The organism is Nonlabens sp. MIC269 (assembly GCF_001430865.1).
GTDB lineage: Bacteria > Bacteroidota > Bacteroidia > Flavobacteriales > Flavobacteriaceae > Nonlabens > Nonlabens tegetincola.
The window spans coordinates 803,507-819,256 of record NZ_CP011373.1; the positions used below are offsets into that span (position 1 = coordinate 803,507).

Here is a 15,750-nt window from a genome sequence, read left to right on the forward strand (position 1 = left end):
ACTTTGTAAGCATGATACAAAGAGTGTGCCCTTAACTTGTTTTTAAATCAAGAGCTGATAAATAAATTAGAAAAAACCGATTATTGCTTTAACGCACTCCTATTTTGAGTACATCTTGTCTCGCAATTCTTTGATTTTTTTATCGTCCATATATTCCTCAAAGGTGGTATATCTATCAATTACTCCATTTGGAGTTAATTCAATAACTCTATTACCAACTGTTTGAGCAAATTGATGATCGTGAGTAGTCAACAGTACGGTTCCTTTAAAATTCTTTAGACTGTTATTAAAGGCTTGAATTGATTCAAGGTCCAAGTGGTTAGTAGGCTCATCAACCATAAGAACATTGGCCCTTTTCATCATCATTCTCGATAACATGCATCGTACTTTCTCTCCACCCGAAAGAACCCTTGCACTTTTCAATGCTTCTTCACCAGAGAAGATCATTTTACCTAAAAACCCTCTTAGGAAAACTTCTTCGCGCTCTTCCTCGGTTTGAGCATATTGCCTCAACCAGTCAACTAGATTCATATCTGTATCAAAGAACTCGGCATTATCAACAGGCAAGTAGCTTTGTGTAGTAGTCACACCCCACATAAATTTACCTGAATCTGCAGCTACTCTATCGTTAATAATATCATAGAATAAGGTAGTCGCACGACTATCTTTAGAATACATGATAACCTTATCACCTTTAGCAAGATTGATATCGATATCCTTAAAAAGAACTTCTCCATCAATTGATCCAGATAGTTTTTCTACATTCAATATTTGATCACCTGCTTCTCTATCTCGATCAAATATTATAGCTGGATATCTTCTAGAAGAAGGTTTGATTTCTTCTATATTAAGCTTCTCGATCATCTTTTTACGAGAAGTAGCTTGTTTAGATTTTGCCACATTGGCACTAAAACGTGCAATAAACTCTTGTAGTTCTTTCTTTTTCTCTTCGGCTTTTTTATTGGCTTGTGCTCTTTGTCTAGCCGCAAGTTGTGATGATTCATACCAGAATGTATAATTACCACTGTATAAATTTATTTTACCGAAATCAATGTCGGCAATGTGAGTACACACACTATCTAAAAAGTGACGGTCGTGAGAAACTACAATAACCGTATTCTCATAATTTGCTAGGAAATTCTCTAACCACGAGATTGTTTCATAATCTAGGTCGTTAGTAGGCTCATCCATAATCAAGACATCAGGATTACCAAACAAAGCTTGCGCTAGTAACACACGTACCTTGAGCTTACCATCCATATCCTGCATGAGAGTGTAATGATACTCTTCACCTATACCTAAATTAGAGAGTAACGATGCAGCACTACTATCGGCATTCCAGCCGTCCATTTCTTCAAATTCTACTTGAAGCTCTCCAATTTTTTCGGCATTTTCATCAGTATAATCGGCGTACAATGCATCAATTTGAGCCTTTAATTTATAAAGGACTTTATTTCCTTTAAGAACCGTTTCTAGCACTGTATCTTCATCATGAGCGTTGTGATTCTGCTCCAGTACACTCATACGTTTACCAGACTCTAAATGTACGTGTCCACTTGTAGGCTCCATTTTTCCAGTAAGAATCCTCAAAAAGGTTGATTTACCAGCACCATTGGCACCGATAATCCCGTAGCAATTACTACCACCGAATTTTACATTTACCTCATCAAATAATATACGCTTACCGAACTGAACCGATAAATTAGAAACCGATAACATAATCTTGAATTTTAAGGCTGCAAAAATACTCATTCTATGTAGTTTGAGCATTACTTTCTTCAAGAGATTTAACAAGCTGTTAACGAGTAAGCCTATCTGTAACTACTTTATTTGTAATTACTGTGAATGAGTTGTGTATGAGTACGCTTTCGCGAAAGCAAAATATTTTTAAACTTTCTTGTTACCTATTACTCCTTTTAGTAACCATTACTTCTTGTGAGGAGAAACAACGAGATATCACCTATCTAGGAGGAAAAGTTGTCAACCCTAGAGCAGGATTTGTGATTATTCACAATTATTCAGATTTTAGGGATACGCTTGAATTAGATGAACAACAACGATTTTCTTTAGTAAATAATAATTTTAAAACAGGATGGTACACTTTTCATCATGGGGACGAGTATCAATCTGTTTACATTAAAAAAGGTGACAGTTTAAAATGGAGATTTAATTCAAAATCTTTTGACGAAAGTCTTGCATTTACGGGTTCTAGAGCTAAAGAGAACAACTATTTAATAAACCTTTATATCGAGCTAGAACAGTTAAATGACCAAATTACCGCGAGATACAATCAACAACCTAAAGACTTTAAGAAGTATATAGACAGCATTATCAAAGCGCAAAAGAAGCGATTACTCAAAGTCGCAAAAGTTCAAGAGTTTGATCCAAAATTTGTGGCCGATGCAGAAAAACTAATTGAATGGAACGGCTGGTCTAGATTAGAGCGATACCCATACACGCACTTTGGTAAAACGGACTTTTTACAAGCAAAAGGACTACCTAGTAACTTTTTCGCTCATCGCAATTCTACTAATATAAACGACATTGATAACCAGAACATGTATACCTTTCCTTCCTATGTAAGGTCACTGGTAAGCAATCTTTCTCTTTATCAATGTTCTTTAGACAAAGGTAATGGCGCCGATGTACACTTAGGCTCACTGGACTACCGAAAGAAAAAATTAAAAGTTATTGATAGCATTTTTACAGTTGATGAACTGAAAGACATTTATGCTAGTGCAGAAGTGCGTAATTACATACGCAGTCATAAGGGTGATGAAACGGTACAATCAATGATCGATGTTTTTACAGAGATTTCATCAAATGACGAGCTAGTTGCACAAATAAATGGTCTAGCATCAACCTATATAAACTTGAGTCCTGGGAATGAGATTCCTAATTTTGAGCTGTACAATACTGAAAAGAATGAAGTCAAAATTAATGAAGTCATTGACCGAATGAGTGTTCTTTTCTTTTGGAGCTATGAGGATGAAGACTATGCCATTAGAATACATAATCAAATAAGAGATTTGCGTACTAAATATCCTGAAATCAAATTCATAGGTGTTAATATAGACAATCCGAATAGTGATTTATGGAATAAAGCAAATAAGAGACTCGCTTTTAATCCTAAACATGAATATCAAATCAGAGATCCAAAAACCATTAATAGTCAGCTTGCTTTAAGTAAGAAAAATCGCAGTATGGTAGTAAGCTCAAAAGGTATTATTATGGACCCTAATATTAATTTGTTTCATTATAAAATTGAAACCACCTTATTAGGTTATTTAAGCAGGTAATGAAATTATATAAAAAACCCGAATCTAATGATTCGGGTTTTTTTATAGTTTCTTTTTAAGAATTACCTTTCTTGTAATCAGCAAGAAATTTTTCTAATCCTATGTCGGTAAGAGGATGTTTAAGAAGCCCTTCAATTGAAGAAAGAGGACCTGTCATAACATCGGCTCCTATTTTTGCACAGTCAATAACGTGCATTGTATGTCTCACTGAAGCAGCTAGAATTTCAGTTTCAAACCCATAGTTATCATAGATATGTCTAATTTCTGATATTAAGTTAAGACCATCTGTGCTTATATCATCTAACCTTCCAATAAAAGGTGATACATATGTTGCACCAGCCTTGGCTGCAAGAATAGCTTGACCTGGAGAAAATACTAAGGTAACGTTTGTTTTGATCCCTTTGTCTGAAAAGTATTTACAAGCCTTTACACCGTCCTTAATCATAGGTAGTTTAACTACTATTTGATCATTAAGCGCAGCAAGTTTTTCACCTTCTTCTACCATACCCTTAAAATCAGTAGAAATAACCTCGGCACTTACGTGGCCATCTACTATATCACAAATTGCTTTGTAATGATTGATAATATTTTGTTCTCCAGTAATACCTTCCTTAGCCATAAGGGATGGATTGGTAGTTACGCCGTCAAGAACCCCTAAATCTTGAGCTTCAGCTATTTGATCTAGATTTGCAGTGTCAATAAAAAACTTCATTTGTGGTGTTTATTTGTTGTTGAATAAATAGGTTTACAAAAATGCTCAATACTTTATTAATACCCTATTTTTGAGGCAATTTTAATATTTTGTTTTTAACAACTTATGATCAAATCTAATATCCCTAATAAACTAGGTTTATTATTCATATTATTTCTACTAATTAATTGCAGTGGATATAGAAATATGGATAAATATGACCCTTTAGAGGTTGATCCTTCTACTCCACCTGGAACGATACAACTTACAGATAATTTGTATATAGATAAAGTACCGGTCACAAATTTAATGTACAATGAATTTTTAGATCATCTGGAGAATTACTGGTCTTTAAAAAGGCATGAAGAACTAAAGAACCTTCCTAGTTATGGCGTTAAACCCGATAGCGTTTTTATTCCTTGGTCAGGTAACACTAGACTTTATATGGCAATGAGCCATGAAAATCCATTTGAGTTAATCAATAACAAACTTAATGTCGATAATTACACCAGCGCACCATGGTACCAATGGCATCCTGTTGTACAAATTAATAAAGAACAGGCTGAAATGTATTGTAAATGGCGTACAGATGTGGTAAATGCTGTCTATGCTATAAGAAGTAAAAATACTCGGAAAAGAGATAGATTTCCTTCAAAAGTAACGTATAGGTTACCTACAGTTGCCGAAATGAAGGCAGCTCAATACAAACTAGATAGAGAATATAAACTATTACGGTACAAAGAACAGATTTATGGATATAATGGGGATTTTCAAGAATTCAAAAGAATGCAAGATGATGATCAATTATTCATATTTGAATTAAATGAATACGCACAAACCGGAGAATACAATCCTTTATTTGATTATGAACCAAATGTGTATCAAAAATCAGAATTTCAAAATGGATTTAGATGTATATGTGAAGTAGAATAATTTAAACTTCTTCAATTTAAAAAGGTCAGGTTAACTACAGTAAAAGTTAGCCTGACCTTTTTTGTTAATATCTACATCTTTAAATAATTGAGAACAAAAATTAGACACTTCACCAAATCAAGAGTATTCGTGATGAAGCTCTTATTAAACGTAATATTAATACATTTCCTACTATTTATTAACTAATGTTAAATCAATAAGTAAGATTTCTTCTTAACCTATATGCTACAAAGTGCTGATAAATAAGGAAAACTCAACCAAAACCTTACTTTTATACTAAAAAGTAAAACAATCATTTGTGATAGTATTACTATCTCTTATAAAAGCATAACTGATATTTGCACCATCAAAAATTAAAAAAATGAAAAAGACACTTTTAAATCTGATTGCAATAGTGAGTTTCATAGCTCTTTACAATTGCCAAAATCCACAAAATGATTCAATGAATACAAATTCTGAGGACAATCAGAAAGAAGCATTGAACACAAACGCAGATCACGATCCTTTACTTTATTCGGATGAATGTATTACAGAACGAGAAGTTATAGAGGCTCAAAAATTATGGGGTCAGGGAATTGTAAGAATAGGAAAAGTCTATACTGATCAAGGCGATTACTCTGGTGAAGCTGCAGACTTTATACAGGATATGTACGGTTACGACCTAAGTAGCGTTCTTTTTAAACCTACTCTAGCGTCGGATGACCAATTTAGATCAAGCTTTGATGCTGCCTTGTCTTATTTTGTTGCAGGTAACGAGGCTTACCCAGAGGACAAAGGGTTTGCTATAAAGCCGTATAATAAAGTTACCTTTGATAATACTGGAATTATAAACAACAGTTGTAGAATGGCAATTGCTATGGGTAACTATTATTTTACAGACCTTCAAGGATCAACAACTAAAGTGGAGTATACATTTGCTTATGTAAAGGATAAAACTGGAAAACTAAGAATTGTAGCTCACCAGTCGTCTTTACCATATAATCCTAATTAATTTATACTTTTAAACAACCCGGTCACTACATGACTGGGTTGTTCTCAATATTTTCCTATGAATAAAATTATCTTACTATTAGTATTACTACTCTCTTTCTCTACTTATGCACAAGGTCCCGATGAAGATCAACTAGGTGCTTGGTACATGTATTTCTGGAATACAGAATTTAAAGAATCGAATTGGGGTCTTCAAGGTGATTACCAATACCGTGACTGGAGAGGTTTAGGCGATCGAGAACAATTGTTATTAAGAACAGGAGTTACATATACCCCAAAGGATAGCGGTGTTAAACTTACATTAGGATATGCCAATATCACAACGGGACGCTTTGGGACCGATATAGACGCGCCTGTTTCTGAAAACAGGATATATCAAGAAGCCTTGTTTAACCAATCTCTCTTCACCAGATTATTACTTACGCATCGCATAAGATATGAGCAGCGATGGGTAGAAAATCAAGATTTTAGAACGAGATATCGTTATAATCTATTTGTTAACATACCGTGGAATAAGAAAAACCTAAGTAAAGGAGCCATTTATACAGCTTTTTACAATGAGATTTTTATAAATGGTGAACGTAAAATTGGAGATGGTCGCAGCGTTCAATTCTTTGACCGCAATCGTACCTACATAGGAATGGGTTATTCTATCTCAAATAATCTTAGAGCACAAATTGGTTTTATGGAACAAACCACTGTAAATTGGCAAAAAGGTCAATTACAATTTAGTTTACATCATAGTTTCTAATTTCACATAAGGAACACCGGTCACCTCTAGTGTTCCTTTTTTTCTCTTCTTGCCTATAAACTTACTAAGGGAAAATTTTTATAAATACCTTATTTTTGGTTTTTAACCAACCTATAGAAGACTTCAAATTGCAAAATTTGTAGCCTTAAAAAACATGAAGCCAACCTTTTTTAATCCTCTCTTTATTGTCCTTTTTTTTAACGTACAATTAATTCAATCTCAAAGTGAATTTTGTCAAAGATCAAAACGAATTATTGATTTAATAGAACAACATCATTATAATCCACAGTTCAAAGAGAAAAGCTGGAACCTTAGCGCGGCTACAATTTTGGTCAATCAACTTGACGAGGACCATATACTCCTAAGCTCAGAACAGTCTGAATTAATTCAAGATCAAGCACAAGCAGATTTCAATTCTCTAATTAACCTAGATTGCATCAATACCAAGTTTTATGAAAACTTGATGTTACAATCCATAATCAAAAAGCACGATTTTCTTACGAGGTTTCTTACCACTAAACCAGATTACACATCGATTGAACAAGTCAAAAGAAGAAAAAATCTTGAGAATTATTGGATACCAAAAAATGAACTAGAAAATGTTTGGACAAAACAATTGAAATTATCCATTTTCTTTTCTCATTCAGCAAATTTTAAAGAGCTAGAAATTGCTCTAGACAAATTTCCAGAACAAGAATCGGAGCACCGAATTAACGCAGTAAACGAATCTATTTGTCAGTTAGAATATTTAATCAATAATCCTATAGAAGTAAAACGTAAGATAGAAGCAAGTTTTCTTAATGCAATAGGCTTATCTCAGGACAAGCACACAAGATACTTTACTATCAATGAAAAGGAGTCTTTTGAAAAAGAGGTTAGTCTTAATCAAGAAAGTTTTGGAATTTCTTTAAGGAAAGATGATAATCTGGCAAACAAACTGGTAGTTGGCGAATTACTATCCACAGGTTTAAATGAAAAAACTGAGTTACCCGAAGAGAACGATGTAGTGGTTTCAATTAAAACAGAAGACGTCGAACTTGATTTTAACTGTTTATCAAACTCAGAAATAAATCAAAAAATCAACAGTGAGGCACAAGAATCAATTACTCTAATTACACAAGATAAAGATGGTAACCAAAAAGAAACTACCATTAATAAAAGGGAACTACCTGTAATTTCAAATTTTCTAAGAGGTTACTTATTAAACGATAGATCCATAGGATATCTCAAAATCAACAGCTTTTATACAGATTTAGAAAAGCCTGATGGATTGGGAATGGCAAATGATGCTGCTGCCGAAATTTACAAGCTTATCCAATCAAATATCACAGGATTGATAATTGATTTAAGATTCAATGGTGGTGGATCCTTAAAAGAAGCAGTAGACTTTGCTGGTCTATTCATCAATCGTGGTCCAGTATCGATAATCAATACTACCGATCAAGAGGAGCCCATAATCCTTAAGGATTTTAATCGAGGAGCTGCTTACAGTGGACCATTAGTGATCCTTGTAAATAAATACAGTGCCTCTGCATCAGAATTGTTTACTAATGTTATGAAAGACTATAATCGCGGTGTTATTGTAGGCTCAACAACTTATGGTAAATCTACAATGCAAATTGTCCTACCTGTTAATGAGGATGAACCCAAGGACGGTTTCATGAAACTCACCACGGGAGCATTTTATAATATCTATGGAAAGTCACATAATGAGAAAGGAATTACTCCAGATGTAGCGCTGCCCGATGGAACAAGTACAACAGCACATGCTCCCAGTTTCACTCAACCATTTGAAGTTCCCGATGTACAAGCAGCAAGTAGAATTCCCGTTAATGCTCCTTTAGATTTAGATAACATCATTTCCTCATCCACAAAAAGAACAATGAACAATGATGTTTTCAAAAAAATGAATCTTCAACGTGAAAAGTTTGATCAACTATTTCATAAATCATTTGATCTCACATTGGAAAGTGTATTCAAACATTATCAAGAAATAACCTCATTAATTTCTGACTTAGAGATTTCCTATACTGATGCGTTGTTCACCGTTGAAGATCACGAAAGCACTACCGAAATATTAAAATACAATTCTATTGATCAGGAGTACAATGAAGAAATTAAATTACAACTATCTTCCGATCCTTACGTGCAAGAGAGCATTCACATATTAACCAACTTTAATAATTAACTATGAAAAAACTATTTGTAACCTTATTATTTCTTTTGAGTTTCGCTTTCGCGAAAGCGCAACAATTCGACGACATGGGAGAATACTTAAACTTTATGAATAAGGAATACCGTAGCATCTCCAAACGCAGTTGGAAACTTACCCAAGCAGTTGCCCATTCAAAGAGAGATAAAACCATCCAAAAAAGAAAACAGCAATTGATAAAAGCAATTAATAATTCTATGAACAGAATTAAAAAAGCTGAAACTGTAGGTGGAGATGAGTACAAAAATGAAACTTTAAAAATCATGCAATTCAGGATTGATATCATGAATGAAGAATTTGAAAAAGTAATTGACCTGGAAAAAATAGCACAAGAATCTTATGATGCTATGGAAGCTTATATCCTAGCGCAAGAAGCTCTTGATGAAAAAAGTGCCGAAGTTGAACTACAATACGAAAAAGCTGTAAAAGAATTTGGAAATAAAAACAACATTAACTTTACCGATGAAGAATCTGAATTAGGGAATAAAATGCGCAAGGCAGGTGAAGTATTTGATTATAAAAACGACCTTTTTCTAATCTACTTTAAAGTTAAAATAAACGAGATCTACTTATTTCAATCACTAGAAAAACAAGATGTAAATGGCTTACAACAAAATGCCAATGCTCTTAAAACAGAAGCTCTTGCTGGTATTGAGAAATTAAAAACCTACAAGGGTTTTAATAATGATAAATCATTGATTCTTGCGATAAATAAATCGTTCAAGAATTACGTTAAAATGGCCGATACTTACATTGCTCCTATTACTGATTTTCTTATTTATCAAAAAGACTTTGAAAAGTTAAAGACAACCTTAGATAAAACTAGTCCCAACAAAAGGACTAAGAAGATGGTAGATGATTTTAATAAAAAAGTTGATGAAGTAAATAAAAAGCTTAAACTTTATAATAAGGCTCAAAGCGGCCTTGTGAATAATGCAAATAAGTTTAATACTAGCATCGCCAACTCTTTTGATAACTTTGTGCAAAAGCATATACCTAAAGACTAGTCCATAGATAGTCTTTCATATCATTAAGATTACTAATTATTATGAGTATACTTTATCTATTTCTTGGTTTAATTGCACTTATTGTAGGTGGTGAATTCTTGGTAAGGTCTTCAGTTGGACTTTCCTTAAAGCTAAATCTATCAAGAATGATAATAGGATTAACGGTAGTGTCATTTGCCACTAGCGCTCCAGAACTCATAGTAAGTGTACAAGCAGCTCTCAATGGGTCTCCAGGTTTATCATTAGGAAACGTTATAGGATCCAATGTAGCAAACATAGGATTAGTATTAGGAGTTACAGCTCTTATTTCCAGTTTGACCATAGAAAGAGATTTCTTTAAATTTAATTGGCCATGGATGGTTCTTTTTAGCATTTTACTTTATTTGTGCCTTTACACAGGAAACATGCTGGAACGATGGGAAGGACTTCTATTATTAGGACTTATCGTATTGTTCTTAGTTCTTTTAATAAGAAGAGCAACTAAAGGTAATAGAGATTCTCAGGAAATGGATGAAGAATTGCAAGAAAGTCAATGGTGGAAAATCATTGTTTTCCTAACTATCGGCGGACTGGCTTTATGGAAAGGCTCTGAATGGTTAGTTACCGGTGCAATTGACATCGCTGAAAAATTAGAAATACCTAAAAGCATAATAGGCATAAGCATGGTAGCTGTAGGTACTAGTGTTCCAGAACTTGCTGCATCCATCATTGCTGCTCTCAAAAAAGAGAAAGCAATCTCGCTAGGTAATCTTATCGGTTCAAATATTTTCAATATAGGTTCAGTGTTAGGTATTACAGCTTTAATTACTCCTATTAATGTCCCAGAAGATGCTCCCAGTTTAATGTCCAATGATATATTTTGGATGTTAGGCTTTGCACTTATTCTTTTACCACTAGCTTATTTACCTAAGTGGTTTACTCTTACAAGAATTAAGGGAATAGTTTTATTATCCCTTTATGTATTGTTTATTTACCTTGCCTACCAATCCCTATAAAAAATAGGGTTACCACAATAAAATAACGTTTTGTTAATAACACACCCCTAATTTTTTAGGGGTGTTTTATATTATTATAGTATTTTTGCACTGTATTTTTTATTAAATCTATTAAAATGTCCACTTTAAGATTTCAAGCGATCAAAGAAACTTTGAATCGCAAACCAGTTCAAGTTAACGAACCAGCAAGACGTAGCGAGATTTTTGGAAAGCATGTTTTCAATAAGGCTGCTATGAGACAGCACCTTACTAAAGAAGCTTTTAAAAGTGTTTTAGACGCAATGACTAACGGTTCTAAAATAAGCCGTGAGGTAGCAGACCACATATCTACAGGTATGAAGGAATGGGCTATACAAAATGGTGCTACGCATTACACGCACTGGTTTCAACCATTAACCGGTGCAACTGCTGAGAAACACGACGCCTTTTTTGAATTGGAAATGGATGGTGAAGTGATTGAAAAATTCGGTGGTGGACAATTAGTACAGCAAGAACCAGATGCATCATCGTTTCCAAATGGTGGTATTCGTAATACATTTGAAGCTCGTGGATATACAGCTTGGGATCCTACATCTCCTGCATTTATCATGGGTACCACTTTATGTATCCCTACAGTTTTTGTAGCTTATACGGGTGAAGCTCTAGATTACAAAACACCTTTACTTAGATCGTTACAAACGATAGACCAAGCAGCTACGGACGTTTGTAAATATTTTGATAAGAACGTATCTAAGGTTACTGCAACTTTAGGATGGGAACAAGAATATTTCTTAATCGATAGTGCTCTTGCAAATTCACGCCCAGATCTAGTTCTAGCTGGTAGAACTCTTTTAGGTCATGCAAGTGCCAAAGGACAACAATTAGATGATCATTACTTTGGATCTATTCCTTCTAGAGTGATGAATTTTATGCGTGATCTTGAAACTGAATGTATGCTTTTAGGTATACCTGTAAAAACACGTCATAATGAAGTAGCTCCTAATCAATTTGAATTAGCACCTATTTTTGAAGAAGCAAATCTAGCAGTAGATCACAATTCGCTTCTAATGGACGTGATGAGAAAAGTAAGTGCTCGCCACAGTTTTACAGTTCTTTTCCATGAAAAACCTTTCGCAGGTGTAAACGGTAGCGGAAAACACAATAACTGGTCTCTTGCTACAAATACAGGTGTAAACTTATTATCACCAGGTAAGACACCTATGAAAAACTTGCAGTTCTTAACTTTCTTTATAAACACCATCAAGGCAGTTTATAAACATGAAGAACTTATTAGAGCAACGATTGCTAGTGCTTCTAACGATCACAGATTGGGTGCAAATGAAGCACCACCTGCTATTATATCAGTATTCATCGGTTCTCAATTAACTAACGTTTTAGACGAGCTTGAAAAAGTTACTGATGGCAAACTTTCTCCTCAAGAAAAAACAGACCTTAAACTTAATGTTGTAGGCAAAATACCAGAAGTAATATTAGACAACACTGATCGTAACCGAACTTCACCATTTGCATTCACAGGAAATAAATTTGAATTGCGCGCCGTAGGATCAACTGCAAACTGTGCAAATCCAATGACAGTACTTAATGCTATCGTTGCGGACCAGCTTATCGAATTTAAACAAGAAGTTGACTCTTTAATTAAAGATAAAAAACTTAAGAAAGATGAGGCTATCTTTAATGTATTAAGAGAATACATTAAAGACTCTAAAAAGATTAGATTCGAAGGTGATGGATATGGTGATGCATGGGAGAAAGAAGCTAAAAAGCGTGGTTTAAGTAATAATAAAACTACTCCTACTGCCTTAAAAGCAAAAGTCTCAAAACAGTCACTTGAGCTGTTTGAAAGACTAAATATCATGAGCAAAGTTGAAAGTGAAGCTAGATATGAAATCGAGGTAGAAGAATATGCAATGCGCATTCAAATAGAAGGTAGACTTCTAGGCGATATTGCACGCAACCACGTAATTCCTACTGCTATAAAGTATCAAAACACCTTAATTGAAAACGTTCAAGGTTTAAAAGAAATTTACGGTAAGGATTTCAAGAAGATTGCTAAAGAGCAAATGAACATTATCGAGTCAATTTCAGAACACATTGAAAAAATCAATGCGGGAATTACTGACATGACCGATGCTCGTAAAAAAGCAAATAACGAAAAGAATGCTGAAAAAACGGCCGCAGCTTACTGCGATAATGTAAAGCCATTCTTTGACGTTATACGTTATCACTGTGATAAATTAGAGTTATTAGTGGACGACGAGATCTGGCCTTTAACTAAATACAGAGAATTATTATTTACTAGATAGTAATTCTTTAATAACTCAAAAAGCCCCAGAAATTTTCTGGGGCTTTTTTATAAAAGTTATATAAGGTAGTGGTATCATATTTCTCTTAATAACTGTTTTATATCTATCAAATTACTTGAAGATCTCATACTAAAAAACAACCTAACTAATAGTACCTTTGCAACATGAGTCAAGATGTTTCTAAAAGATACGCACAGCGTGGTGTAAGCGCAGGTAAAGAAGACGTTCACAATGCTATTAAGAATGTCGACAAAGGATTATTCCCAAAAGCTTTTTGTAAAATAGTACCCGATCATTTAACGGGATCAAATGATCATTGCCTTATCATGCACGCAGACGGCGCTGGCACAAAATCCAGCCTAGCCTACATGTATTGGAAAGAGACTGGAGACATCACTGTATGGAAAGGTATTGCACAAGATGCTCTTATAATGAATGTTGATGATTTATTATGTGTAGGTGCAACCGATAATATTTTACTTTCTAGTACCATCGGTAGAAACAAAAACAACATACCTGGCGAAGTCATAAGCGCTATTATCAACGGTACAGAGGAACTCATTAAAGACCTTAAAAAACACGGCGTAGAAATTATCTCTACTGGTGGTGAAACAGCAGATGTAGGCGACCTAGTACGTACCATTATCGTGGATTCTACAGTAACAGCACGCATGAATCGCAAGGATGTTATTGACAACGCAAATATTAAACCAGGAGACGTCATAGTCGGTTTAGCGAGTTTCGGTCAAGCCACCTATGAAAGTGAATACAATGGTGGTATGGGATCAAACGGACTTACTAGTGCAAGACACGATGTTTTTAATAAAACTCTAGCATCAAAATTTAAGGAAAGTTACGATCCTGCAGTTCCTGAAGATTTGGTTTACAGTGGCAGTAAACAACTTACCGATCAAGTAGCAAATAGTCCTCTAGACGCAGGGAAATTGGTATTATCACCTACTAGAACCTACGCTCCTATTATCAAAAAAATTCTTAGCGATGTAAATAAATCCTCCATTCACGGGATGGTACACTGCAGCGGTGGCGCTCAAACTAAAATTTTACATTTTGTAGACAACGTACATGTCATAAAAGACAATATATTCCAATTGCCACCATTATTCAAAATGATTCAAGAAGAGTCTGGCACAGATTGGAAAGAAATGTATCAGGTCTTCAATATGGGACATCGTATGGAACTGTATGTAGATAAGGATATCGCACAACAAATCATTGAAATTTCCCAATCCTTTAATGTGGATGCTCAAATTATTGGACGAGTTGAAGCAGCAGATAAGAAAAAACTTACCATAAAAAGTGAGTTTGGAACTTTTGAGTATTAAATATTACGCTTTCGCGAAAGCGTAATAACTACAACTAGAGCGAATTTTGATTATTTTCGCAAGACTTGAGATAGACCATGATAGATAAATTAAACATAGTAAAAAATCGTTTTGACGAAGTAAATGATTTGATCATTCAACCTGATGTAATCGCAGATCAAAAACGATATGTACAACTTACTAAAGAATATAAAGACCTCAAAAAATTGATGGACAAGCGCGAGGAGTACATGACCCTTGTAGCAAATCTAGATGAGGCAAAAGAAATTCTTGCCGATGGAAGTGATCCAGATATGGTAGAAATGGCTCAAATGCAACATGATGAAGCAAAAGAGGCTATTCCTGGGCTTGAAGAAGAAATACGCATGATGCTTATTCCTAAAGATCCTGAAGATGCCAAGAATGCCGTAATGGAAATAAGAGCAGGAACTGGTGGTGATGAAGCTAGTATTTTTGCAGGTGACCTATACCGCATGTACGAGAAATACTGCTCTAGCAAAGGCTGGAGTACTAGTGTAATGGATGTGAGTGAAGGTACAAGTGGTGGTTATAAAGAAATCATTTTTGAAGTAAATGGTGAGGACGTATATGGAACTCTTAAGTTTGAAGCTGGTGTACATCGTGTACAACGAGTACCACAAACTGAAACACAAGGTAGGGTTCATACAAGTGCTGCAACCGTAATGGTATTACCAGAGGCTGAGGAGTTTGATGTAGAACTAGATATGACTGAGGTTCGTATTGAGCGTACTACCTCAACAGGACCTGGTGGACAATCGGTAAACACTACATACAGTGCCATTAAATTACACCACGAACCTACCGGAATGATTGTAAGCTGTCAGGATCAAAAATCCTCACATAAAAACCTAGAAAAAGCTTTGAAGGTATTGAGATCTAGGCTTTATGAAATGGAACTTGCAAAGAAAATGGAAGCCGACTCTGAACGCCGTAAAAGTATGGTAAGTAGCGGTGACCGTAGTGCAAAAATTAGAACCTATAATTATCCACAAGGACGTGTGACCGATCATAGAATTAATTTGACGCTTTATGATCTTGATAACATCATCAACGGTGATATTCAAAAAATTATTGACGAATTACAATTAGTTGATAATACAGAAAAAATGAAAATGAGTGAGGATGGGCTATAACCCATCCTTTACTTTTTTTAATACAATGCTTTTTACCAAGACAAATCAATTCAACAGACTTTATCAAAAACC

General features: G+C 34.6%; 12 protein-coding genes. 10 read left to right on the top strand and 2 right to left on the bottom strand.

Going from position 1 to position 15,750, the window contains the following annotated elements; genetic code table 11:
- Nucleotides 1-99: 99 nt before the first annotated feature.
- A complete protein-coding gene (locus tag AAT17_RS03705) occupies nt 100-1,719 on the bottom strand; it encodes an ABC-F family ATP-binding cassette domain-containing protein (protein ID WP_060522973.1) in 1,620 nt (539 codons plus the stop codon).
- Nucleotides 1,720-1,841: 122 nt separating this feature from the next.
- Between AAT17_RS03705 and AAT17_RS03710 the strand changes: the two genes are divergently transcribed.
- The gene (locus AAT17_RS03710) at nt 1,842-3,299 is read left to right on the top strand and encodes a redoxin domain-containing protein (protein WP_157539218.1); all 1,458 of its coding nucleotides are present in this window, start codon (nt 1,842-1,844) and stop codon (nt 3,297-3,299) included.
- A gap of 55 nt (nt 3,300-3,354) precedes the next feature.
- Here AAT17_RS03710 and fsa read toward each other — a convergent pair whose 3' ends face one another.
- A complete protein-coding gene (gene fsa, locus AAT17_RS03715) occupies nt 3,355-4,011 on the bottom strand; it encodes a fructose-6-phosphate aldolase (RefSeq protein WP_060522975.1) in 657 nt (218 codons plus the stop codon).
- 186 nt (nt 4,012-4,197) lie between these two features.
- Here fsa and AAT17_RS03720 point away from each other — a divergent pair, with 186 nt between their 5' ends.
- The 9 genes from AAT17_RS03720 (at nt 4,198) to prfA (ending at nt 15,678) form a co-directional block, all read left to right on the top strand.
- Nucleotides 4,198-4,923, top strand: coding sequence for an SUMF1/EgtB/PvdO family nonheme iron enzyme (locus AAT17_RS03720; protein ID WP_253279792.1), 726 nt, complete (start codon nt 4,198-4,200; stop codon nt 4,921-4,923).
- A gap of 361 nt (nt 4,924-5,284) precedes the next feature.
- Entirely contained in the window at nt 5,285-5,914 is a 630-nt protein-coding gene (locus tag AAT17_RS03725) for a phosphoribosyl-AMP cyclohydrolase (protein WP_042278981.1), read from the top strand.
- Nucleotides 5,915-5,971: 57 nt separating this feature from the next.
- Nucleotides 5,972-6,664: a DUF2490 domain-containing protein gene (locus AAT17_RS03730; RefSeq protein WP_060522977.1), complete on the top strand. Its 693-nt coding sequence runs from the start codon at nt 5,972-5,974 to the stop codon at nt 6,662-6,664.
- Nucleotides 6,665-6,818: 154 nt separating this feature from the next.
- On the top strand, nt 6,819-8,852 hold the full coding sequence (locus AAT17_RS03735; protein ID WP_060522978.1) for a S41 family peptidase: 2,034 nt from the start codon (nt 6,819-6,821) through the stop codon (nt 8,850-8,852).
- 2 nt (nt 8,853-8,854) lie between these two features.
- Complete coding sequence (locus tag AAT17_RS03740; protein ID WP_060522979.1) at nt 8,855-9,883, top strand: hypothetical protein; 1,029 nt, start codon at nt 8,855-8,857, stop codon at nt 9,881-9,883.
- A 41-nt stretch (nt 9,884-9,924) separates the two neighbouring features.
- Nucleotides 9,925-10,878, top strand: coding sequence for a calcium/sodium antiporter (locus tag AAT17_RS03745; RefSeq protein WP_060522980.1), 954 nt, complete (start codon nt 9,925-9,927; stop codon nt 10,876-10,878).
- A gap of 116 nt (nt 10,879-10,994) precedes the next feature.
- Nucleotides 10,995-13,181, top strand: coding sequence for a glutamine synthetase III (locus AAT17_RS03750; protein WP_060522981.1), 2,187 nt, complete (start codon nt 10,995-10,997; stop codon nt 13,179-13,181).
- A 164-nt stretch (nt 13,182-13,345) separates the two neighbouring features.
- Nucleotides 13,346-14,524, top strand: coding sequence for an AIR synthase related protein (locus AAT17_RS03755; RefSeq protein WP_060522982.1), 1,179 nt, complete (start codon nt 13,346-13,348; stop codon nt 14,522-14,524).
- A gap of 77 nt (nt 14,525-14,601) precedes the next feature.
- Nucleotides 14,602-15,678: a peptide chain release factor 1 gene (prfA, locus tag AAT17_RS03760; protein ID WP_060522983.1), complete on the top strand. Its 1,077-nt coding sequence runs from the start codon at nt 14,602-14,604 to the stop codon at nt 15,676-15,678.
- Nucleotides 15,679-15,750 lie beyond the last annotated feature (72 nt).

What these genes read in the sequence shown, in the direction of transcription:
- AAT17_RS03705 (WP_060522973.1), bottom strand. Translation starts at nt 1,719, where the DNA reads ATGTTATCGGTTTCTAATTTATCGGTTCAGTTCGGTAAGCGTATATTA.
- fsa (WP_060522975.1), bottom strand. Translation starts at nt 4,011, where the DNA reads ATGAAGTTTTTTATTGACACTGCAAATCTAGATCAAATAGCTGAAGCT.
- AAT17_RS03720 (WP_253279792.1), top strand. Translation starts at nt 4,198, where the DNA reads ATGGATAAATATGACCCTTTAGAGGTTGATCCTTCTACTCCACCTGGA.
- AAT17_RS03725 (WP_042278981.1), top strand. Translation starts at nt 5,285, where the DNA reads ATGAAAAAGACACTTTTAAATCTGATTGCAATAGTGAGTTTCATAGCT.
- AAT17_RS03730 (WP_060522977.1), top strand. Translation starts at nt 5,972, where the DNA reads ATGAATAAAATTATCTTACTATTAGTATTACTACTCTCTTTCTCTACT.
- AAT17_RS03735 (WP_060522978.1), top strand. Translation starts at nt 6,819, where the DNA reads ATGAAGCCAACCTTTTTTAATCCTCTCTTTATTGTCCTTTTTTTTAAC.
- AAT17_RS03740 (WP_060522979.1), top strand. Translation starts at nt 8,855, where the DNA reads ATGAAAAAACTATTTGTAACCTTATTATTTCTTTTGAGTTTCGCTTTC.
- AAT17_RS03745 (WP_060522980.1), top strand. Translation starts at nt 9,925, where the DNA reads ATGAGTATACTTTATCTATTTCTTGGTTTAATTGCACTTATTGTAGGT.
- AAT17_RS03750 (WP_060522981.1), top strand. Translation starts at nt 10,995, where the DNA reads ATGTCCACTTTAAGATTTCAAGCGATCAAAGAAACTTTGAATCGCAAA.
- AAT17_RS03755 (WP_060522982.1), top strand. Translation starts at nt 13,346, where the DNA reads ATGAGTCAAGATGTTTCTAAAAGATACGCACAGCGTGGTGTAAGCGCA.
- prfA (WP_060522983.1), top strand. Translation starts at nt 14,602, where the DNA reads ATGATAGATAAATTAAACATAGTAAAAAATCGTTTTGACGAAGTAAAT.